At 47.8% G+C, this 21778-nt stretch carries 18 protein-coding genes and 1 tRNA gene; 17 read left to right on the forward strand and 2 right to left on the reverse strand.

The genetic code is table 11. The features are described from left to right. Window positions 1–203 precede the first annotated feature (203 nt). The 9 genes from E0698_RS20005 to E0698_RS20045 all read left to right on the forward strand — a co-directional run bounded on the left by E0698_RS20005 (window position 204) and on the right by E0698_RS20045 (window position 9891). Entirely contained in the window at window positions 204–1982 is a 1779-nt protein-coding gene (locus tag E0698_RS20005) for a tetratricopeptide repeat protein (RefSeq protein ID WP_192512692.1), read from the forward strand. Between the two features lie 39 nt (window positions 1983–2021). Beyond that, window positions 2022–2975, forward strand: coding sequence for a thioredoxin-disulfide reductase (gene trxB, locus E0698_RS20010; protein ID WP_192512693.1), 954 nt, complete (start codon window positions 2022–2024; stop codon window positions 2973–2975). 289 nt (window positions 2976–3264) lie between these two features. Beyond that, window positions 3265–4215, forward strand: coding sequence for an ROK family glucokinase (locus tag E0698_RS20015; RefSeq protein ID WP_192512694.1), 951 nt, complete (start codon window positions 3265–3267; stop codon window positions 4213–4215). Window positions 4216–4266: 51 nt separating this feature from the next. Further along, a complete protein-coding gene (gene rapZ / locus E0698_RS20020; RefSeq protein WP_013308254.1) occupies window positions 4267–5166 on the forward strand; it encodes an RNase adapter RapZ in 900 nt (299 codons plus the stop codon). 12 nt (window positions 5167–5178) lie between these two features. Beyond that, a complete protein-coding gene (locus E0698_RS20025; RefSeq protein WP_134911640.1) occupies window positions 5179–6165 on the forward strand; it encodes a gluconeogenesis factor YvcK family protein in 987 nt (328 codons plus the stop codon). Between the two features lie 5 nt (window positions 6166–6170). Further along, window positions 6171–7115 (forward strand): DNA-binding protein WhiA, encoded by a 945-nt coding sequence (gene whiA, locus E0698_RS20030; RefSeq protein ID WP_192512695.1) that lies wholly within the window; start codon window positions 6171–6173, stop codon window positions 7113–7115. A gap of 135 nt (window positions 7116–7250) precedes the next feature. After that, on the forward strand, window positions 7251–7520 hold the full coding sequence (locus E0698_RS20035) for an HPr family phosphocarrier protein (protein ID WP_013368811.1): 270 nt from the start codon (window positions 7251–7253) through the stop codon (window positions 7518–7520). 271 nt (window positions 7521–7791) lie between these two features. Next, window positions 7792–8550 carry an SIMPL domain-containing protein gene (locus tag E0698_RS20040; protein ID WP_149095407.1) on the forward strand — a complete coding sequence of 253 codons (759 nt, stop codon included), beginning with the start codon at window positions 7792–7794 and terminating at the stop codon, window positions 8548–8550. A 231-nt stretch (window positions 8551–8781) separates the two neighbouring features. Next, window positions 8782–9891: a DUF3298 domain-containing protein gene (locus tag E0698_RS20045; RefSeq protein WP_192512696.1), complete on the forward strand. Its 1110-nt coding sequence runs from the start codon at window positions 8782–8784 to the stop codon at window positions 9889–9891. A gap of 131 nt (window positions 9892–10022) precedes the next feature. Here the strand turns inward: E0698_RS20045 and clpP are convergent, their stop codons facing one another. Together clpP and E0698_RS20055 are read right to left on the reverse strand one after the other, a co-directional pair. Next, the gene (clpP, locus tag E0698_RS20050) at window positions 10023–10619 is read right to left on the reverse strand and encodes an ATP-dependent Clp endopeptidase proteolytic subunit ClpP (RefSeq protein WP_025686039.1); all 597 of its coding nucleotides are present in this window, start codon (window positions 10617–10619) and stop codon (window positions 10023–10025) included. Window positions 10620–10826: 207 nt separating this feature from the next. After that, window positions 10827–10901: transfer RNA gene (locus E0698_RS20055), tRNA-Arg, on the reverse strand. A gap of 235 nt (window positions 10902–11136) precedes the next feature. Between E0698_RS20055 and E0698_RS20060 the strand changes: the two genes are divergently transcribed. From E0698_RS20060 to rnr, 8 genes are all read left to right on the forward strand, one after another. Continuing rightward, on the forward strand, window positions 11137–12174 hold the full coding sequence (locus tag E0698_RS20060) for a sugar-binding transcriptional regulator (RefSeq protein WP_134911637.1): 1038 nt from the start codon (window positions 11137–11139) through the stop codon (window positions 12172–12174). Between the two features lie 87 nt (window positions 12175–12261). Then, a complete protein-coding gene (gene gap / locus E0698_RS20065) occupies window positions 12262–13272 on the forward strand; it encodes a type I glyceraldehyde-3-phosphate dehydrogenase (protein ID WP_134911636.1) in 1011 nt (336 codons plus the stop codon). Window positions 13273–13395: 123 nt separating this feature from the next. After that, on the forward strand, window positions 13396–14577 hold the full coding sequence (locus E0698_RS20070) for a phosphoglycerate kinase (RefSeq protein WP_149095409.1): 1182 nt from the start codon (window positions 13396–13398) through the stop codon (window positions 14575–14577). Between the two features lie 59 nt (window positions 14578–14636). Then, window positions 14637–15389 carry a triose-phosphate isomerase gene (tpiA, locus tag E0698_RS20075; protein WP_044645033.1) on the forward strand — a complete coding sequence of 251 codons (753 nt, stop codon included), beginning with the start codon at window positions 14637–14639 and terminating at the stop codon, window positions 15387–15389. 1 nt (window position 15390) lies between these two features. Further along, window positions 15391–16935, forward strand: a complete 1545-nt coding sequence (gene gpmI, locus E0698_RS20080) for a 2,3-bisphosphoglycerate-independent phosphoglycerate mutase (RefSeq protein ID WP_134911633.1) — start codon at window positions 15391–15393, stop codon at window positions 16933–16935. A gap of 63 nt (window positions 16936–16998) precedes the next feature. Further along, window positions 16999–18285: a phosphopyruvate hydratase gene (eno, locus tag E0698_RS20085; RefSeq protein WP_134911632.1), complete on the forward strand. Its 1287-nt coding sequence runs from the start codon at window positions 16999–17001 to the stop codon at window positions 18283–18285. 337 nt (window positions 18286–18622) lie between these two features. Beyond that, window positions 18623–18856 carry a preprotein translocase subunit SecG gene (gene secG, locus E0698_RS20090; RefSeq protein ID WP_013368823.1) on the forward strand — a complete coding sequence of 78 codons (234 nt, stop codon included), beginning with the start codon at window positions 18623–18625 and terminating at the stop codon, window positions 18854–18856. Between the two features lie 187 nt (window positions 18857–19043). Then, window positions 19044–21671: a ribonuclease R gene (gene rnr / locus E0698_RS20095; RefSeq protein ID WP_192512697.1), complete on the forward strand. Its 2628-nt coding sequence runs from the start codon at window positions 19044–19046 to the stop codon at window positions 21669–21671. Window positions 21672–21778: the final 107 nt, after the last annotated feature.

Consider the following 21778-nt stretch of genomic DNA (forward strand, 5'->3'; position numbering starts at 1 on the left):
GATAATCAGCCGAACGTTGCCTTTTTACACATGAAGGCGCGTGCGGCTATTTGGCTTATCCACTCATTTTCCAGCAGATGGGTCAGGACAGGGTTCCGTTTTTTGGAATGAGGTATACCCTACTGTCAAGTCGTTTTAAAGTTGTGGTATACTGAAGGGTATGAACATGCCAGTTACAGTTAAAGGAGGTGCCTTTGTTATTTATGAAAGGGAAACATCTGCGAGCTTCGGGACCTAGCCCTAAGATTATTGTTTTGCGTTTCGACGCATCTTTCTTTTTTGAGAAAGCTGTGCGCTCGCTTGATCGCAATCATTATGACAAGGCATTGAAATATTTTCGCAAAGCCGTTGAATATGAACCGGATAATCCGGTGAATCATTGCAATATGGCGGGTATATTATCAGAGATGGGGGATTATGCAGGTTCGAATGAGATCCTGTCCTCTGTTCTGAGCGACGTAGACCCGTCGATGACAGAGTGTTACTTCTACATGGCGAATAATTACGCCAATATGGAGCAGTTTGAAGAAGCGGAGAAAGCCTTGGTCACGTATTTGGAGGAGGACGAAGAAGGACAGTTTCTCGATGAAGCCGAGGAAATGATGGAGCTGCTCTATTATGAGCTGGACCGTCCAACCAAGCTGAACCGCATTAAGGCCCGGCAGGGAGTGGTCGAGCATGATCAGGCCCGTGTCCTGCTGGAGGAAGGGAAGTTTGCTCAGGCGGCCCAATTACTTAAGCAAATTTCAGAGGAACAGCCGGACATGTTCGCTGCGCGGAACAATCTGGCGCTGGCGTATTACTACATGGGACTGTTTCAAAATGCGAAGACAACCATTCTTCGGATCCTGGAGGATGAACCAGGTAATTTGCATGCGCTGTGCAACCTGGCGATCTTTTATCAGCATGAGGGCGGCGGCCCGGAATTGGATCGTCTGATTCAAACGCTGACGGTCACCATACCATTTCAGGAGGAGCAGGTATTCAAGCTGGCTACTACGATGGGGATTCTTGGACGTCATGAGGAGGCCTACAGACATTTTCGCAGGTTGCTTCAAGGTGACGGAGAGAATAATGATGACGCCTCCCTGTACCATTATACGGCGGTGGCTGCCAGCAATACGGGAAGATATGCGGAAGCCCGGCGGTTGTGGGGTCATTTGCAAAAGCAGGATGCTTCCTCGGAAGTTCCACGGTTTTTCCTGTCCCGGCTGGAGGAGCTCCAGCAGGAGGGTACACCGCTGCAAGTACTCAGCTACCATTACCATCTCCCCTTTGAGGAGCAATTCCGCATGTGGGAGAAGTTCGGAGCTGACCAGGTGCCTGACAGTATGAAGCGAGATCCACTAATCCGGTCTTCCTTCTTCTGGGCGTTGCGCCACGGCGATCGAGCGACCCAGCTTCAAGTCATTCAGGCGCTAAGCCTGATCGGTGACGATGAGGTGCGACAGGCATTGGAGTCCTTCGTAGAAGACCCGGATCAGGAAGGCGAGTTGAAACGGCGCGCCTTGCAGGTGCTGCAAGAGCTGACGGAGCCGTCAGTTAAGGACATACAAGAGACAAATCAGGAAACGGAACGACTTTTGCGACCAGAGTCAGAGAAGGTTCACCACGTATCCGAAGATGAGGTGTCTGCCCATTCAACTGTCCATCCGGAATGGCAGGCAGTGCTGGATAAGGTACTTGCCGTTATGAGCAAGTCTGATCCGGTCATGCAGCGCGATTTGAGGTCACTTTGGCTGGAATATCTGGATCGGCTTGCCCCGGAAGTCCCAATTGTTCAGCATACTGAGGGATGGGCAGCGGCGCTGGAATACTTGACAGCCAAAATGCATCATCATTCGGTGACCTATCAGGAAGTAGCTGACCGTTATGGTATTTCCGTATCGACCGTAAGTCGCTATGCACGCCAGATTGACAGCGTGTGCGGTATCAAGCAGAAGATGAAACAGCCGCTCTCCACGTTTAAAAAGCGGGTCTGAGACCTGCTCCAAACACCACTTGAAGGAGGCAACAAACGTATGTATAAATCCATAATTATTGGTACAGGTCCTGCAGGCTACACAGCCGCTATTTATTTGGCGCGCGCGAACATGAATCCACTGATCATTGAGGGAATGCAGCCCGGCGGGCAGCTTACCACAACGACCGAAATTGAAAATTTCCCGGGTTTTGAGCAAGGTATCCTCGGACCTGAGTTGATGGATAACATGCGCAAGCAGGCCGAACGCTTTGGCGCTGAATTTACTTCTGGCTGGGTAGAGGAAGTGGATTTCAGCAAGCGCCCTTTTAAAGTGAAGGTAGAGGGAAAAGGCATCATTGAGGCGGAGTCGGTGATTATTGCTACAGGAGCGTCCGCCAGATATCTTGGTATTCCGGGTGAGCAGGACAATGTGGGACGCGGAGTCAGCACTTGCGCGACCTGCGACGGCTTCTTTTTCCGTGGGAAGAAAATCATTGTAGTGGGTGGCGGCGATTCAGCCATGGAGGAAGCGAGCTTCCTGACCCGGTTTGCTTCCAGCGTAACCTTGGTTCACCGTCGCGATGAGCTGCGGGCGTCTAAAATTATGCAGGATCGCGCACGGGAAAATGAAAAAGTACATTGGGCGTTAAACCGGACTCCTGTGGAGGTCGTAACGGGAGAGACGGGATTAAAGGGCTTGAAGGTACACAATAATGAGACGAATCAGGATGAGCTGCTGGAGGCAGATGGTGTGTTCGTGGCCATCGGACATACGCCTAATACGGGCTTCCTGAACGGTCAAATCAGTACAGACGATCATGGTTATATTCAAGTGAAGCCAGGAACGACAGAAACGAACATTCCCGGGGTATTTGCCTGCGGGGATGTGCAGGATAACCGTTACCGTCAAGCCATTACGGCTGCAGGAACGGGCTGTATGGCGGCTATGGACTGCGAGAAATATCTCGAAGGTAGCGCTGTTCATGACTGGAGCGAAACATTGGATCAATAAAGAAAGCTACAGGATACAATATGGCTAAGGTGAGGGCGATTGATAGGCCCTGTTAAGACGTGCCTTGGATTCAGGAAGAGAAAGCCTGCTGCATCTGCACAGGCTTTCTCCTTTTTATGGATGATGAGACCTGAAGTTCCGCTAATTCTGCGCTTTCCAACAGGGAAGTGTCCTTGACCGTAACCGGGGCTTCAATTATAGTTGGAACGTAGGTAATTATTATGAAGTCAAGATTTTAATCATATATTTCATACACAGTTTTTAAGTAAACATAAAGGTGGCTTGGAACATGTCTGAAAGTATCTATGTGGGTGTCGATTTGGGCGGTACAGCAATCAAGGTGGGCATTTGTAATGGAGACGGACAGCTTTTGCACACATATGAAGGACCAACGGAAACAGCTAAGGGCGTAGACGTTGTGATCAGCAATATCGAAAAATATGTGCGGCACATTGTTGAGCAATCTCCCTATGAATGGGATCAACTGAAGGGTGTCGGAGCGGGAGTTGCTGGTTTTACGAATGTTCGCGAAGGTATTATAGTCCTCGCTCCCAATATTGGCTTTCGTGACGTACCGATCCGTGCGCTGTTGGAGGAACGGATTGGCAAGCCTGTAAGAATAGACAATGATGCTAACGTCGCTGCACTTGGCGAGGCTTGGGCCGGGGCGGGCAAAGGCATAGAAAACTGCGTATGTTATACCCTGGGTACGGGTGTAGGCGGTGGTATTATTATTAATGGTAAAATATATCAAGGTTTCTCAGGTATGGCTGGAGAAATTGGCCATATGAGCGTCGTACCGGATCTGGAGGCCATTCAGTGCGGATGCGGCAAAATGGGTTGTCTGGAAACCGTATCTTCTGCAACGGGCATTATCCGTATGGCAAATGACGCTGTGGAACGTGGAGATCGGACTTCTCTGGCGCTGGAAGCTCAAATCGCCGCCAAGGAAGTATTTGATGCGGCCAAGGCCGGGGATGAGGTCGCGCTGCGTATTGTGAAGCGGGCTGCCTTTTATTTGGGAAAATCTATGGCAGCGGTTGCCACCGTGTTAAACCCGGAGCTGTTTATTGTAGGCGGGGGTGTTTCCAAAGCGGGTGATTTCTTGTTCGAAGAGATGCGTCTGGTATTTGCCAAACTGGCACCTGAGCCGCTCCAGCAAGGGGTATCTATTGTTCCGGCATCGCTTGGCAATGACGCAGGTATCGTAGGAGCAGCCGGTTTGCTGCTGCGCTCCTGATCCATAGGTTACTGACATAGAGCGAAGAAGCAAAAGGAGAGGGAAGTCCATATGACAGACAACTTAAAAAACGCTGCGCCGTGGGCAACACTCATTATTATTACGGGAATGTCAGGCGCAGGGAAGACCATTGCAGTGCAAAGCCTGGAAGATTTGGGCTTCTTCTGCGTTGATAATTTACCGCCTGTGCTGATTCCCAAGTTTGCTGAATTAATTGAGCAGTCCAACGGTAAGATAGGCAAAGTGGCGCTGGTAATTGACTTGCGTGGGCGAGAATTTTTTACGGCTTTGTCGGAATCATTGAACTATATTAAGGATCATTTTACGATTCATTGTGAAATTTTGTTCCTGAATGCCAATGACGGTGTTCTCGTACAACGATACAAGGAAAGCCGTCGTCGCCACCCGCTTGCTCCGGATGGTATGCCTTTGGACGGAATACGACTGGAGCGCAAAATGCTGGAAGAGCTGAAAAGCTCGGCAACACAAGTCATTGATACAAGTGTGATGAAGCCTGCAACCTTAAAGGCGCGGATTATTTCCCGATTTTCTCATTTGGAGAGCAGCATGCTTTCCGTAAATATTACCTCGTTCGGCTTCAAATATGGTATTCCCATTGATGCCGATCTTATATTCGACGTGCGTTTCCTGCCCAATCCTCACTATGTGGACCAATTGCGGCCACACACCGGACAGGACAGCGATGTGTATGATTATGTTATGAAATGGCCTGAGACTCAGGCATTTCTGACCAAACTGTTGGATATGTTACATTTTTTGATTCCGCAATACCGCAAGGAAGGCAAGAGCCAGGTCATTATCGGTATCGGCTGTACCGGCGGTAAGCATCGTTCTGTCGCGATATCTGAATATTTAGGAAAAATGCTGGGTGCCAGTGAAACAGAATCGGTTTCTGTTTCACATCGGGATGCTGATCGCGACCGGCATTAAAGAGGTGAAAACATGAAAGAGACCGGATCACAACGGGAGCGCCCTCGTATTGTTGTTATGGGCGGCGGAACCGGCTTGTCCGTCATGCTGCGGGGGTTGAAACAAAAGCCGCTGGATATTACGGCTATTGTTACAGTCGCTGACGATGGTGGAAGCTCCGGGATATTGCGCAGTGAGCTACAAATGCCCCCTCCGGGGGATATTCGTAATGTGCTGACTGCACTGGCTGATGTAGAGCCGGTGATGTCCGATATGCTGAAATACCGTTTCGGCGCAGGATCAGGATTGGCAGGCCATAGTCTGGGCAACCTGATTTTGGCGGCGATGACCGATATATCAGGAGATTTTGTGACGGCGGTGCGTGAGCTTAGCCGTGTATTTGCTGTACGGGGGCGTGTGCTGCCGGCGGCTGAAGAAGGCGTTGTGCTGAGTGCCGAAATGGAGGATGGCACGGTGGTTACCGGTGAATCCAAAATCCCGGAAGCGGGCGGCAGAATCAAACGTGTTTTTCTTGAACCGACTCACGTGGAGCCGTTGCCTGAGGCTGTAGAGGCTATTAATGAGGCCGATGCGATCCTGATCGGTCCTGGCAGTCTGTACACCAGCATTTTGCCGAATCTGCTCGTACCGAAGCTTGCAGAGGCTGTGGTGAAATCAGACGCTATCAAGATATTCGTCTGCAACGTTATGACTCAGCCGGGCGAAACGGATGGATATACAGTGGGGGACCACCTGCAGGCTATTTATGAGCATGTAGGGCATCATCTGTTTGATTATGTGATCGTCAATAATGGAGAAATTCCGCCTCAGGTACAAGAAATGTATGCCGAGCAGGGTGCCAAGCCAGTTCAAGTAGACATGGGAGAGCTGACTGAGCGGGGGTATAAAGTGGTGGCAGATACGCTTGTTCTGTTCCGCACCTATTTACGGCATGATGCCGACAAACTGAGCCAGCACATTTACCAATTGGTACAAAACTGGATATTAAGAAGGAGGTGAGTCCCTTGTCCTTTGCGGCACAAACAAAAAAAGAGCTTACGATGATTGAAAGCCAGCCCTGCTGTGAAAAAGCGGAACTATCTGCGCTCATACGTATGCTCGGGTCCGTACAACTGTCCAACAAAAGGGTGATATTGGACGTGTCCACAGAAAATGCCGCGATTGCAAGGCGGATTTACTCCTTGATCAAAAAGCATTTTCAAGTTCATATTGAGCTGCTTGTACGGAAAAAAATGCGCCTGAAAAAAAATAACGTGTACATTGTCCGCATTCCAAGCGGTGTACAAGAGCTGTTGAAGGATCTTTACATCGTATCAGAAGGGTTCGTGTTCACGGACGGGATTAATCGGGATATCATTCGGAAAAACTGTTGTAAGCGGGCTTATTTGCGTGGCGCTTTTATGGCAGGTGGCTCTGTGAACAATCCGGAGGGATCGTCTTACCATCTGGAGATTTCCTCGATGTATGAGGAGCATTGCCAGGCGCTGGTCGATCTGGCGAATGAGTTTCATCTGAATGCCCGCTGCATTGAGCGAAAAAAAGGCTTTATTCTCTACATCAAGGAAGGCGAAAAGATCATTGAGCTACTCAGCATCATTGGCGCGCATCAGGCTTTGTTCAAATTCGAGGATGTCCGCATCATGCGCGATATGCGAAATTCCGTGAACCGGATTGTTAATTGCGAAACGGCTAATCTGAACAAGACGATTGGAGCTGCTGTCCGGCAAATTGAGAATATCAAGTTGCTGGGGAGGGAAGTCGGGCTGGATACGCTGCCAGATAAGCTGCGGGAGGTGGCGGAAATACGTCTCGCTCATCCTGATTTGAATTTGAAAGAAGTCGGGGAAATGCTCAAAGGGGTCGTGAGTAAATCGGGTGTAAATCATCGTCTTCGCAAAATTGACGAGATGGCTGACAAAATCAGGGGAGAAAATGGCCTGATTCCATAAAAGGAGTGTCTGTGGGGCTTCTGCCCCGGTTTTTTTAGTTTTTTTTCTAGTGTCTGTCCCGGGTTAATGTTATAATGTGATAAATAAAATGGAGTAAGTAGTGTCCAGATTTATTTGATGAGGGGGTAAGCTGACATGTCAAAACATCCGGTAGTCGTACGCTTGAAAACAGGACTGCACGCCAGACCTGCTGCGTTGTTCGTACAGGAAGCGAATAAATATTCATCTGAGATTTTTGTGGAAAAAGAAGACAAAAAGGTTAATGCCAAGAGTATTATGGGTATTATGAGCCTTGCCATCAGTACAGGTACTGAAATTAACATTAGTGCTGAAGGTGCGGACGCCGAGCAGGCTGTAAACGCTTTAGTAAGTCTGGTTAGTAAGGTAGAGCTGGAAAATCAATAAACAAACATCTGCTTTGTGATATGGTAAATGCTCTTAGTGAAAAGCCCCTTTGGGGGCTTTTTTTGTATCCGGAAAAACAGAGTGGTCAATCCCCCGCTGAGCTGCTCCAATGGGGGTCTCTTTGAATACCGCCGCTGTGTTTGGCCCAAGCTACAAGTAATTTACATCCTGTGGTGGTACTCTGTTCGGAAATATGGTGCCTAACTGCAACCTTTTCCCTTTGTTTCCGTCTGGAAGGTACACACATCATCAAGAAAAGAGGGCGAATATGATGAAACATTGGACAAAAGCTGCAAATACAGCAGTTCTGGCAGGAGCATTATTGGCAGGAGTAGTAGCGGGAGGATTATGGACAGGAGCAGATCGCGCCTATGCCGCGTCAGCATCTACGACGGTAAGCAGTGTAATTAATGTGAGTGGCAGCGGGGAAGTATTGGTTAAACCCGATATTGCCTATCTATCCATCGGCGTACAATCTGAAGGAAATACAGCAGCCGCTGCCCAAAAAGCCAACGCCGCTAAAATAAGTAAGGTCACACAACTGCTGAAAGAAAAGTGGAGCATCAGTGCGGACGATATTCAGACGAGCCAGTTCTACGTGCAGCCTAACTATACCTACGACGAAAAAGCTGGACAGAAGCTTAAAGGCTATATTGCCAACCATACACTTTCCGTTAAATACCGTGATTTGGATAAAATCGGTCAATTGCTGGATGGGGCCACACAGTCCGGAGCGAACAACGTGGATAACGTGCGTTTTTCAGTAGAGAACTCTTCAGCTTATGAAGAAGAAGCTATTGCAAAGGCGTTGGGAAATGCTCAATCCAAAGCGAATGCTGTAGCGAAGGCAACCAAACGAGGGCTTGGAACTCTCCTGAACGTAACGGTAGATGGGGGAGATGCCCAAATCTTCACACAACGTGAGGCTGCTATGAGTAAAGCGCTCTTGGATACAAGCGGCGGAACAGAAATACAATCCGGTCAAGTGACTGTGAAGGTCCAAGTATCGGCACAATACGAATTGAACTAACGTACAGATTATAACGAAGCCACGAGCGTCCTGCTTTATTTGCAGGATGACTTGCTGGCTTTTTTATATGTCGAAACTATTTTGTAATGAGTCTGTAATAGCTGGGCCCCCTAGATGTACAGATTGAAATCGGAGAGTGTACAGATTGTAAACAACGAACATTGGGGTATAGATATAATAAGTAAAGTAATCAATACACAGTACACATCTACAACAGGAGGAATACTACATATGAACAAGCATACAAAAAAATGGGGCTCCGCACTGCTGGCAGCGGGAATTTTAGTAGGAGTCGCAGTTGTTCCCGTTTCCTATATCGAGGCAGCTTCATCCAAACAACAGACTACAGCACAGCAACCAGGTGTTTCTATCCAATGGAATGGTAAAGCGTTGGCCACCAAAGGGATTCAGGTGAACGGAAGCACATTGATTCCCGTAGCAGCATTGCGGGACAGCCTGGGGATTCCGGTGAGTTATGATGCCAAAACAGCGACTTATACCGTAGGTAGTGGGTACAACAAGCTTTTCGTCATGTCCTCTTCCTCGTATACCTATGTCAATGTTAACGGAATCAGCACGCGTAGTATGATCGCCAAACAGATCGCCGGGAAGCTGTACATTCCTATGAGTCTGCTGAAAGACTATCTGGGTATCGATGCTCAGTGGAATGCAGCTCAGAAAACAGTAACATTGAGTAAAAGCAAGCTAAATCCGATCACGATTACGTCCCAATCTCTTCCGGCTTCGAGTGATGCAAAGGTTTCCTACAAGGTTAAGTACCCGCAAATCAGCGGTGGCCAGCTAAACCCTGAAGCTCAGCAGGCCATTAATAGTATGCTCAAAAAGCAAGCGGAGGGAGTACTGGCAGCAGGCAAAAAGCAAGTAGCAGAGGGTGAACCTACAGTAGAAAGACCGTATACTTTCAGTAATGATTTTGCTATTGCCCATAACCAACAAGGGATTTTGAGCATCATTATGGAGGATTACTCCGATACGGCTGGTGCTCATGGTATGACGGCCCGTAAAGGATATACGTTCTCACTCGCTGATGGGAAATTGCTGCAATTGTCTGACGTGCTGAAGGCCAATCCTAATTACAAACAGTTTCTTAATAGCGACCTGAAGAAAAAAATTAATGGTCCAATGGTGAATGAAGGCGGCTTTGGTGGCTTCAAGGATATTGCGGCTAATCCAAATTTTTATGTAACGAATAGCGGTGTGACGATTGTGTTTGACTTGTATGAGTATGGGCCTTATGCGTATGGTATTCCTGAGTTCACTTATTCGTTTGGTCAATTGTTGCCTCAAGGCAGCAAGCCTTTTGCTGGACAGAATGAGTAGTACAGATGAATCATTTGGATTATTTATACCCAAAAGAACAGTAAACCCAAAAAAAGCTGCCTACCGGAAACAATTATCCGGTAGGCAGCTTTTTTGGTTTACCAGCTATTCAGAGACAATAATTCGTTCTCTTATACACCTTCTGGAGAGGAGCTAGTTAGCACTTTATCAATAATACCGTATTCCTTGGCATCATCTGCGGACATGAAATAGTCACGGTCGGTGTCTTTTTCAATGCGCTCCAGTGGTTGGCCTGTGCGATCTGCGAGAATGCGGTTCAATTTGTCGCGCATTTTCAGAATGCGGCGGGCGCGGATTTCAATATCCGTTGCTTGACCTTGCGCGCCACCCAGCGGTTGGTGAATCATAATCTCGCTGTTTGGCAAAGCAAAACGTTTGCCCTTGGCACCTGCGTTCAGCAAGAACGCACCCATGGAAGCCGCCATACCTACACAAATCGTAGATACGTCAGGTTTAATATATTGCATCGTATCGAAAATGGCCATACCGGCTGTGATCGAACCGCCAGGGCTGTTAACATACAAGTGAATGTCTTTTTCAGGATCTTCGGCAGCCAAAAACAGCATTTGCGCAATAATAGAGTTGGCTACAACGTCATTGACGTCCGAGCCCAACAAAATAATGCGATCCTTCAACAGTCTGGAATAAATGTCATAGGCGCGTTCGCCGCGGTTACTTTGTTCTACTACCATAGGAACATAGCTCACGTCAAAAAACCTCCCTTTAATATCGTTAATGGATTTGGTGGACATGCCGATTACACGTCCCTATTTATAAACTGTTACCGTATTAACCACATGATAAACAATTTCAAACAAAAAGTCAAAGAAAGTCAAACTAATGGTCAAAAAAAAGAGCCCTCTGCGCTCTAGTTGGTTAAAATAGTATATAGAAGCTTTAAACATTCATAAAAATGGCGCGCCCGCGAGGAATCGAACCTCGATCTCAGGCTCCGGAGGCCTACGTCATATCCGTTGGACCACGGGCGCACAGCTAATTGGAAACAAAGATGATTATATGATATACGGCATTGAATTGCAAGCTTTTATTACGTGCGCATATTCACATAAAAAGTTGAGAAATATAGGTTCAGATAGACTTGCATGTAGAGCAAATATTGGTTAAGATATACGTGGGACTTAAAAAGTTAACCCGGGACGTTTTAAGACCAGTTAGTGATATAGCATTAGAGACAGAACTTAGAAGTGTGCGGGAGTGGAAAGCATGCGAAAGATATTAGAAATACAGAAGCAGCTTCTGCCCGACCTCATGGATGTTTTGAAAAAAAGGTACACAATCCTGCATCAGATTATGCTGTCCGATGTTATTGGACGCAGAACGCTGGCGGCTTCACTAAACATGACCGAGCGCGTGTTGCGCGCCGAAACCGATCTTCTTAAAGCCCAAGGGCTGATTGAGATTGAGAGTGTGGGCATGAAGGTGAGCAAAGCAGGACTGGATCTGCTGGAACAGCTGGAGCCGATTGCGAACAACTTGTTCGGCCTGTCCCAATTGGAGGATCAGATTCGCCAAGCCTATGGTTTGAGGAAGGTGGTTGTCGTTCCAGGGGATTCGGATGCTTCTCCTTTAACGAAGCAGGAGCTGGGCCGTGCTGGGGCAAAAGCGCTGCTGGGCGTTATGGACGACGAGGATGTGGTCGCCGTAACAGGTGGCACGACGATTGCCGACGTGGCGGACCAACTGACACTACCTGCTAATGGCCCACTTAAGGGCGGATGGTTCGTACCGGCACGTGGGGGTTTGGGAGAAAGCATGGAAATGCAGGCGAACACAATTGCTTCCACAATGGCTCGTAAGGTCGGCTCACAATACCGTCTGCTCCATGTACCGGATTTGCTCAGCAATCATGCTTACAACTCCCTGCTTGAAGATACGAATATTCAGGATATTTTGAGCCTGATTCGAGAGAGTCGGATCATCATTCACGGGATAGGCAACGCTATAGCGATGGCACGCAGACGCAAGCTTGACCCCGAAACCTTTGCCCAGATCAGCAGTGAGGGCGCGGTTGCCGAATCGTTTGGCTATTATTTTAACGAAGACGGCGTCGTTGTTCACAAAATGCTGACGCTTGGACTCCGTTTGGAGGATATCAGGCGTACCGAGACGGTTCTAGGCGTAGCTGGAGGTAAGAGCAAGGCGGCCGCTATTCATGCAGTGCTGCGTTTCGGGCAGGAAGATATTCTTGTCACCGACGAAGGCGCTGCTGCTGAAATTGTAAGCCATTATTTGAATGGTTAATACGGATTTATTAATTGTGTTGTCTTGACGGGCTTTCGGGTCTGTCTTGAATATATAAACTAAACGAACTTTGGGAGGAACTCACTCATGACAGTTAAAGTTGGTATTAACGGTTTCGGACGTATTGGACGCCTTGCTTTCCGCCGGATTCAAAACGTGGAAGGTATTGAAGTAGTAGCAATTAATGACTTGACAGATTCCAAAATGCTGGCACATCTGTTGAAATATGATACAACACAAGGTACTTTCCAAGGAGAAGTAGAAGTACACGATGGCTTCTTCAAAGTTAACGGTAAAGAAGTTAAAGTTTTGGCTAACCGCAACCCTGAAGAACTGCCTTGGGGAGACCTGGGCGTAGATATCGTTCTGGAATGCACAGGTTTCTTCACAACTAAAGAAGCTGCTGAGAAACATTTGAAAGGCGGCGCTAAAAAAGTTGTTATCTCCGCTCCAGCTACTGGCGACATGAAAACTGTCGTTTACAACGTAAACCATGAAATTCTGGACGGTACTGAAACTGTAATCTCCGGTGCTTCTTGCACAACGAACTGCCTGGCTCCTATGGCTAAAACACTGCAAGACAAATTTGGTATCGTTGAAGGCCTGATGACTACAATTCATGCTTACACTGGCGACCAAAACACTTTGGATGCTCCACATGCTAAAGGTGACTTCCGTCGTGCTCGCGCAGCAGCTGAAAACATCATTCCTAACACAACTGGTGCTGCTAAAGCCATCGGTCTGGTAATTCCTGAACTGAAGGGTAAACTGGATGGCGCGGCTCAACGTGTACCAGTAGCAACTGGTTCCCTGACTGAACTGGTAACTGTTCTGGAGAAAAACGTAACTGTTGAAGAAATCAACGCTGCGATGAAAGAAGCTTCCGATGCTGAAACTTACGGCTACACTGAAGATCAAATCGTTTCTTCCGACATCAAAGGTATCACTTTCGGTTCTTTGTTTGACGCAACTCAAACTAAAGTCCTGACTGTTGGCGACAAACAACTGGTGAAAACTGTAGCTTGGTACGACAACGAAATGTCCTACACAGCACAATTGATCCGTACGTTGGAATACTTCGCTAAATTGGCTAAGTAAGAACAGTCTTATCGCGCAACATCATAGAGCGGAAACAGCAGTTATTGTTTCCGCTCTTTATATATCAAAATGTGCCTTAAATTCCTGTTTCGTAAAATTAAAAGGGTGCGGAGGAATATGGAGATGAACAAAAAGAGCGTACGTGATATAGAACTGAATGGAAAACGGGTGTTTGTTCGTGTAGATTTTAACGTTCCGGTTGAGGACGGTAAAATTACGGATGACAAGCGTATTCGTGAAACCTTGCCAACGATTAACTACCTGATTGAAAAAGGTGCAAAAGTTATTTTGGCGAGTCACTTTGGACGTCCAAAAGGTCAGGTTGTTGAATCCATGCGTCTGACTCCTGCTGGCGTGCGTTTGTCTGAACTGCTCAAAAAGCCTGTTGTTAAAGTGGACGAAGCAGTTGGTGAGGCTGTTAAAGCGAAAGTGGCTGAACTGCAAAACGGCGACGTGCTGTTGCTTGAAAATGTACGTTTCTATCCAGGAGAAGAGAAAAATGATCCTGAATTGGCGAAGCAATTTGCTGAGCTGGCTGACATTTTCGTGAATGACGCATTTGGTGCAGCGCACCGTGCTCATGCTTCCACAGAAGGTATCGCGCATCTTCTTCCGGCTGTTTCCGGCTTGCTGATGGAGAAAGAATTATCTGTAATCGGTAAAGCTCTTTCAAACCCAGATCGTCCTTTTACAGCCATTATCGGCGGTTCCAAAGTAAAAGACAAAATCGACGTGATTGACAACCTGCTGAACATTGCAGATAACGTAATCATTGGCGGCGGTTTGGCTTATACATTTTTTAAAGCTCAAGGTCATGAAGTGGGTCAATCCCTACTGGATGAATCTAAACTGGACGTAGCTCTTGGATTTATCGAAAAAGCGAAGAAACTCGGCAAAAACTTCTACCTTCCGGTAGATATCGTTATTTCTGACGATTTCAGCGCTACAGCGAACACGAACATTGTGGACATCGACGGTATTCCTGCAGATTGGGAAGGCGTGGATATCGGACCGAAAACACGTAAAATCTATGCAGATGTTATCAAAAACTCCAAATTGGTTGTTTGGAATGGACCAATGGGTGTATTTGAAATGGAGCCTTTCGCTGGCGGTACGCGTGAAGTAGCGGAAGCTTGCGCAACAACAGAAGCATACACCATCATTGGTGGCGGTGATTCTGCGGCAGCGGCTGAGAAGTTCCATCTGGCTGACAAAATGGATCATATCTCTACTGGCGGCGGCGCATCCCTTGAATTTATGGAAGGCAAAGCACTTCCGGGTGTTGTTGCACTCAACGATAAGTAATCAAACGTACTGCGTATAATAAATGCTTTAGGGCACCTAATAGTTAGGAGTTGAAACCATTGAGAACACCGATTATCGCGGGTAACTGGAAGATGTTTAAAACCGTACCAGAAGCTAAAACTTTCATCGAAGAGATCAAAGGCAAAGCAGAGGTTGCAGGGGTGGAAAGCGTGATTTGCGCACCATTTACGAATCTTCCTGCTCTGGTTGAAGCAGTAAAAGGTACATCTATCAAAATCGGCGCACAAAACCTGCACTTTGCAGAAGACGGCGCATTTACAGGTGAAATCAGCGGCGGGATGCTGAAAGATCTGGGCGTAGACTACGTTGTGATCGGACACTCCGAGCGTCGTGAATATTTTAACGAAACAGACGAAACGGTGAACAAAAAGGTTCATGCGGCATTCCGCCACGGCTTGACTCCAATCGTATGTGTAGGCGAAAAGCTGGAAGACCGTGAAGCGGGTCAAACCAAAGAGGTTGTAAAAGTGCAAACTGTAGCAGCTTTTGCTGGTTTGGCTAAAGATCAGGCTGCACAAGTGGTTGTTGCTTATGAGCCAATTTGGGCCATCGGAACAGGTAAATCCTCCACTTCGCAGGATGCGAATGAAGTCATTTCCTATATCCGTAGTTTGTTGAAAGAACTGTACGATGAAAATACAGCCAATGCTGTACGGATTCAGTATGGTGGCAGCGTGAAACCTGAAAATGTGGCTGAATATCTGGGCCAAAGCGACATCGACGGCGCACTTGTAGGTGGCGCTAGTCTTCAACCAGCGTCTTACATCGCGCTTGTTGAGGGGGCGAAGTAAGATGACAGTACCAAAACCGGTAGCCTTAATTATTATGGATGGATTCGGACTGCGCGAAACTGTGGAAGGCAATGCGGTTGCACAGGCGAACAAGCCGAACTACGACCAATACTTAAGACAATACCCTCATTCAACGCTTACAGCGTCTGGTGAAGCGGTGGGTCTGCCGGAAGGGCAAATGGGTAACTCCGAAGTAGGTCACCTGAACATCGGCGCTGGCCGGATTGTATATCAGAGTTTGACCCGCATTTCGAAGTCCATTCGCGAAGGCGAGTTCTTCCAGAATGAAACTTTGCTTAAAGCAGTACAGCATGCCAAGAAGAACAACACGAAGCTTCATCTGTACGGACTTTTGTCCGATGGTGGCGTGCATAGCCATATTAGCCATCTGTTTGCTATGCTGGATTTGGCGAAAAAAGAAGGTTTAACAGAAGTATACATTCATGCATTTATGGATGGACGCGATGTTATGTCTGACAGCGGCGTGGACTTCATGCAGCAGCTGATCGCCAAAATTCAGGAAGTGGGTATTGGTAAAATCGCGACTGTACAAGGACGCTATTATGCCATGGACCGCGACAAACGTTGGGAGCGTGTAGAGAAATCTTACCGTGCAATCGTGTACGGCGAAGGTCCTCAATATACAGATCCAATGGAAGCGTTGAAAGAATCGTATGAAAAATCGGTGTTCGACGAATTTGTGGAGCCGACGGTTATTGTGAAGGCTGACGGAAGCCCTGTAGGGCTGGTCGAAAGCAATGACTCAGTAATCTTCCTGAATTTCCGTCCTGACCGTGCGATTCAATTGTCTCAGGTATTTACGAATAAGGATTTCCGTGGCTTTGATCGTGGACCGAAATTGCCAAAAGATTTGCACTTTGTTTGCCTGACATTGTTCAGTGAAACGGTTGAAGGCTTTGTAGCCTACGAACCGAAAAACCTGGATAACACATTTGGTGAAGTATTGGTGCAAAACAATAAAAAGCAATTGCGTATTGCCGAGACCGAAAAATATCCGCACGTTACCTTCTTTTTCAGTGGCGGTCGTGATGTAGAACTGCCTGGCGAAACTCGTATTTTGATTAACTCGCCTAAAGTGGCTACATATGACTTGCAGCCTGAAATGAGCGCGTACGAGGTTGCGGATGCTGCTGTTAAGGAGATCGAAGCCGACAAGCATGATGCGATTATCCTGAACTTTGCCAATCCGGATATGGTTGGACACTCCGGCATGCTGGAGCCAACGATCAAGGCGGTAGAGACGACGGATGAATGTGTTGGACGTGTTGTAGATGCGGTTAAAGCCAAAGGCGGCGTTGTTATCATCATTGCCGACCATGGTAACGCGGATATGGAAATTGACGAGCAGGGACGTCCGTTCACAGCTCATACGACCAATCCGGTTCCGTTCATTTTGACTGACGAAAATATCGTTTTGCGTGAGCATGGAATACTGGCTGACGTAGCTCCAACGCTTCTGGATTTGATGCAGCTTCCGCAGCCTGCGGAAATGACAGGAAAATCTATGATTGCATCCCGCAAGTAAGCTTGATTTAATAAGTATAGGCTTGACCAATAAATCATGATCGACAAAGGAGATTAAGTACAAATGACTATTATTTCTGATGTGTACGCTCGCGAAGTCCTCGACTCCCGTGGTAACCCTACTGTTGAAGTTGAAGTATATCTGGAATCCGGTGCTATCGGTAGTGCTATCGTTCCTTCCGGTGCCTCTACAGGCGCTCACGAAGCTGTAGAGCTTCGCGATAACGACAAATCCCGCTACCTGGGTAAAGGCGTTCTGCAAGCTGTTAAAAACGTGAACGAAATCATTGCTCCTGAAGTGATCGGCTTGGATGCTGTAAACCAAGTGGAAATCGACACATTGATGATCAAACTTGATGGTACACATAACAAAGGTAAATTGGGTGCAAACGCAATTCTGGCTGTATCCATGGCTGTAGCTCGCGCTGCTGCTGAAGCTCTGGGTCTGCCACTGTACACTTACCTGGGTGGATTCAACGCTAAACAATTGCCAGTACCAATGATGAACATCGTTAACGGTGGCGCTCATGCCGACAACAACGTTGACGTTCAAGAATTCATGGTTCTGCCTGTAGGCGCGCCTACTTTCAAAGAAGCTCTGCGTGTTGGCGCGGAAATCTTCCACAACCTGAAATCCGTACTGAATTCCAAAGGTTTGAACACAGCTGTTGGTGATGAAGGCGGTTTTGCTCCTAACTTCAAATCCAATGAAGAAGCTTTGTCCACTATTATCGAAGCGATTGAAAAAGCCGGTTACAAACCAGGCGTTGACGTATTCCTCGGTATGGACGTTGCTTCCACTGAGTTCTACAAAGATGGAAAATACACACTGGAAGGCGAAGGCAAATCCTTCACTTCTGCTGAGTTCGTTGACCTGCTTGCTTCTTGGGTTGACAAATACCCAATCATCACCATCGAAGATGGTTGCTCCGAAGATGACTGGGAAGGTTGGAAATTGCTCACTGAAAAATTGGGCAACAAAATCCAATTGGTTGGTGACGACCTGTTCGTAACTAACACAGAGCGTCTGGGTAAAGGTATCGAAGAAAACATCGGTAACTCCATCCTGATCAAAGTAAACCAAATCGGTACGCTGACTGAAACATTTGATGCTATCGAGTTGGCTAAACGTGCAGGATACACAGCTGTAATCTCTCACCGTTCCGGTGAATCCGAAGACAGCACAATTGCTGATATCGCTGTTGCAACAAATGCAGGCCAAATTAAAACAGGTGCGCCTTCCCGTACTGACCGTATCGCGAAGTACAACCAATTGCTCCGCATTGAGGATCAACTGGGTGAACTGGCTCAATACCACGGCCTGAAATCTTTCTACAACCTGAAAAAATAATTGCGCAATGATGCTGACGGTGCCAGGCAGCTGTGATTCAAGAACACGGAGTCTGAGCGCTCAAAGCCATTTACGTAATTACAAAACAGACCTGTTCGCTAACGTGAGCAGGTCTGTTTTTTTGTTTTTTCTTATGTGATGTCGGTTATACTCTTTTGCAAGGCTTAATGAAGTGGCTCGGTAGAGCTGGTTGTTATCTACTGGAAGCTGTGGTAGAATGAAAATAGTGTTTTGCGTTAATTTCCGGCTATTCATAACATGATATGATCATGTTTTCATAAAAAAGGCTGTGTTGTTTTGCAAAACAGATGTATTAGCTCAGGAGGTGGGATTTTTCATGGAAATCTTTTTGAAAGTGCTGCTCGTTGTATTCTCGATTGCTGTTATTGCGGTTGTTTTACTGCAAAAGGGGAAAAGTGCAGGTTTGTCCGGTGCCATCTCTGGCGGTGCTGAGCATCTGTTCGGCAAGACAAAAGCTCGCGGTATGGATTTGATTTTGCAGCGCGTGACTGCTGTTTTGGGTGCGTGCTTTATGATCGTTTCCGTTTTAGTTGCATTTTTTGCAAAATAAGCTAAATAATAACCTTAAGCCTTCGTTTCACGGGAAACGGGGGCTTTTTTGGATTTTAGATAGGCAGGGATGCCTTCGATTAAATTCGTGTATACTAGGGTATGAGTATATGAAGAGCCTTGTATCAGGAACAAGGAACATGCGGATTATTACTGAAAATTAAAGGTCACCCGAGGTGGACGATATTATGATAACAGAGCAACAATTACTTGATTTTATGCGCGAGACCGCATACAAACCTATGACTTACCAGGAGCTTGAGCAGCATTTTGAAATTAACGACGCGGCGGATTTTCGCGAATTCCTTAAGCTTTTAAACGCGCTAGAAGAAGATGGGAAAATTGTGCTGACCCGCACGAACCGCTATGGTGTGCCGGAACGAATGGATTTGCAGCGCGGGCGTTTGCAGGCTCATGCTAAGGGATTTGCTTTTCTGATCCCGGAAGACCGGGAGCACCCGGATGTGTACATTCATGCTAATGACTTAAAGAGTGCAATGAATGGAGACACAGTACTGGTAAGAGTGACGTCGAAGGGACCTTCGGGTGGCCGATTGGAAGGCGAAGTCGTGCGGATCGTGAAGCGCGCAGTGCTTCAGGTGGTAGGCGTGTTCCAGAGCCACGAAGCATACGGTTTTGTTTTGCCGGATGATAAGCGGATTAACAGGGATATTTTTATTCCAAAAGCCAGCTCCAACGGAGCCGTAAACGGTCAAAAGGTTGTTGTGCGTATTGTGAGCTATCCAGAAGGACGAGCTGCGGCGGAAGGCGAAGTGTTGGAGGTGCTGGGTCACAAGGATGATCCGGGCGTCGATATTTTGTCGGTCATTCGCAAGCATCAGCTACCGGAAGCTTTTCCCGATGAGGTGACAGAGGAAGCAGAGAAGGCTCCCGATGCGATTACCGAAGAGGAAATTGTACGTCAGGGGCGGCGCGATCTGCGCGATAAAACGATTGTTACGATTGATGGCGAGGATGCCAAGGATCTGGATGATGCGGTTAATGTAGAGCGTCTGCCAAACGGTAACTACCGTCTGGGCGTTCATATTGCCGACGTAGGGTATTATGTGCGTGAGAACTCCAAGCTGGATCAGGAGGCATATAACCGCGGTTGTAGCGTGTATTTGGTCGACCGTGTTATCCCTATGCTTCCGCATCGGCTTTCGAACGGCATTTGTTCCTTGAATCCGCAGGTGGATCGGCTGACTTTGTCCTGTGAGATGGAATTCAATGAGCATATGAAGGTCGTAAAGCATGATGTTTTCACCAGTGTCATTAAAACGAAGGAACGAATGACGTACACCAACGTTCGCAAAATCCTCGAAGAGGAAGATGCTGAACTGATGGAACGGTACAAGGATCTGGTGGAAGACTTCCGCACGATGAAGGAACTGGCGTTGAAGCTGCGAGCTAACCGGATGCGCCGGGGCGCGGTTGATTTTGATTTTGATGAAGCAAAAGTGATTGTGAACGATGAAGGCAAGGCCGTGGATATCGTTAAAAGAGAGCGTACCATTGCCGAGCAGATTATCGAGGAATTCATGCTGGCAGCCAATGAGACGGTAGCCGAGCATTTTCACTGGCTCAAGGTGCCGTTCCTGTATCGGATTCATGAGGACCCGGACCCGGAAAAGCTACAAAACTTTATGGCTTTTGCCGCCAATTTTGGACACCAGATCAAAGGTCGGGGGAATTCTATTCACCCGCGTGCGCTGCAAACGTTGCTGGAAGATATCCAGGGCACGAAGGAGCAGACGGTGCTTAGCACCATGATGCTACGTTCGATGAAGCAGGCAAAGTACGATGCGGAGTCGACAGGACATTTTGGACTGGCTGCGGAGTATTATTCTCATTTTACATCGCCGATTCGTCGTTATCCTGACTTGGTGATTCATCGTGTCATTCGTGAGGTATTGGAGAATGGCGGGGCTTTAACGGCCGAGCGCCAGGAGTATTTGACTGCACGGATGCCAGATATTGCGCAGCAATCTTCCGAGCGGGAACGTGTGGCTGTGGATGCAGAGCGTGATACGGAGCAAATGAAAAAGGCTGAATACATGCTGGACAAGGTCGGCGAAGAATTCGAGGGGATTATCAGCAGCGTAACCAGCTTTGGTATGTTCATTGAGCTGGACAATACGGTGGAAGGCCTGACGCGTCTGAGTGCGCTTACGGACGACTATTATCATTTTGACGAGCAGCATATGGCGTTGATCGGTGAACGTACCTCCAAGGTGTTTCGCATCGGAGATGAGGTTAAGGTTCGCGTCGCGCGCGTGAATATGGAAGATTACACGATTGATTTTGAACTCGTCGATATGAAGCAGCAGCAACGCCGTGAGCGCACGGGTGGTTCAAAGCCGGGCGCTGGCTTTACGCGTGGCGGTGAGGGCCGAGGTAAAGGAAAGCCCCATGAGGGGCGCGACCGTAAGGGCGGCAAGGATAAGGCTGGCAGAGAGCGTAAAGGCGGTCGTGATGCTGCCGGGAAGCCTAAAGAGGCTGGTTCAGGCGTAGGCAGCGGGGGTATTAGTACCGCAGGTCGTACGGGCCGTAGCGGCGGAAACGGAGCAGGAGCGGGCTCAGCCAGCGGTTTCGGTTTTGGCAGCGGCAAGGGCGGTTACAACTCGCCAGCATCAAGTGCGGGTAAACGTAAGAAGAAGACGTCAGCCAGTGGTATTTTTATCGGCGGAGCAGCTACACCAGGCAGTGATGCCAGCCCAAGCGGGGACGGTGCTGTACGTCGTAAACGGAAGAGCAAAGGCAGTGGTGGTGGCGGTAATAGCACCGCTGGGTTTGTACGGAAAAAGAAGAAGTAAGTGGCGGTAGCTTGCTTGATGAATCTTTGGAATCAGTGTATAAGCTGATCTTTGGCTTAGATTACGGCGGTTTCTGTCTGATGTTTTGGACGGAGGCCGCTTCGTTT

It is taken from the genome of Paenibacillus sp. 23TSA30-6 (assembly GCF_014858585.1).
Lineage (GTDB): Bacteria > Bacillota > Bacilli > Paenibacillales > Paenibacillaceae > Paenibacillus.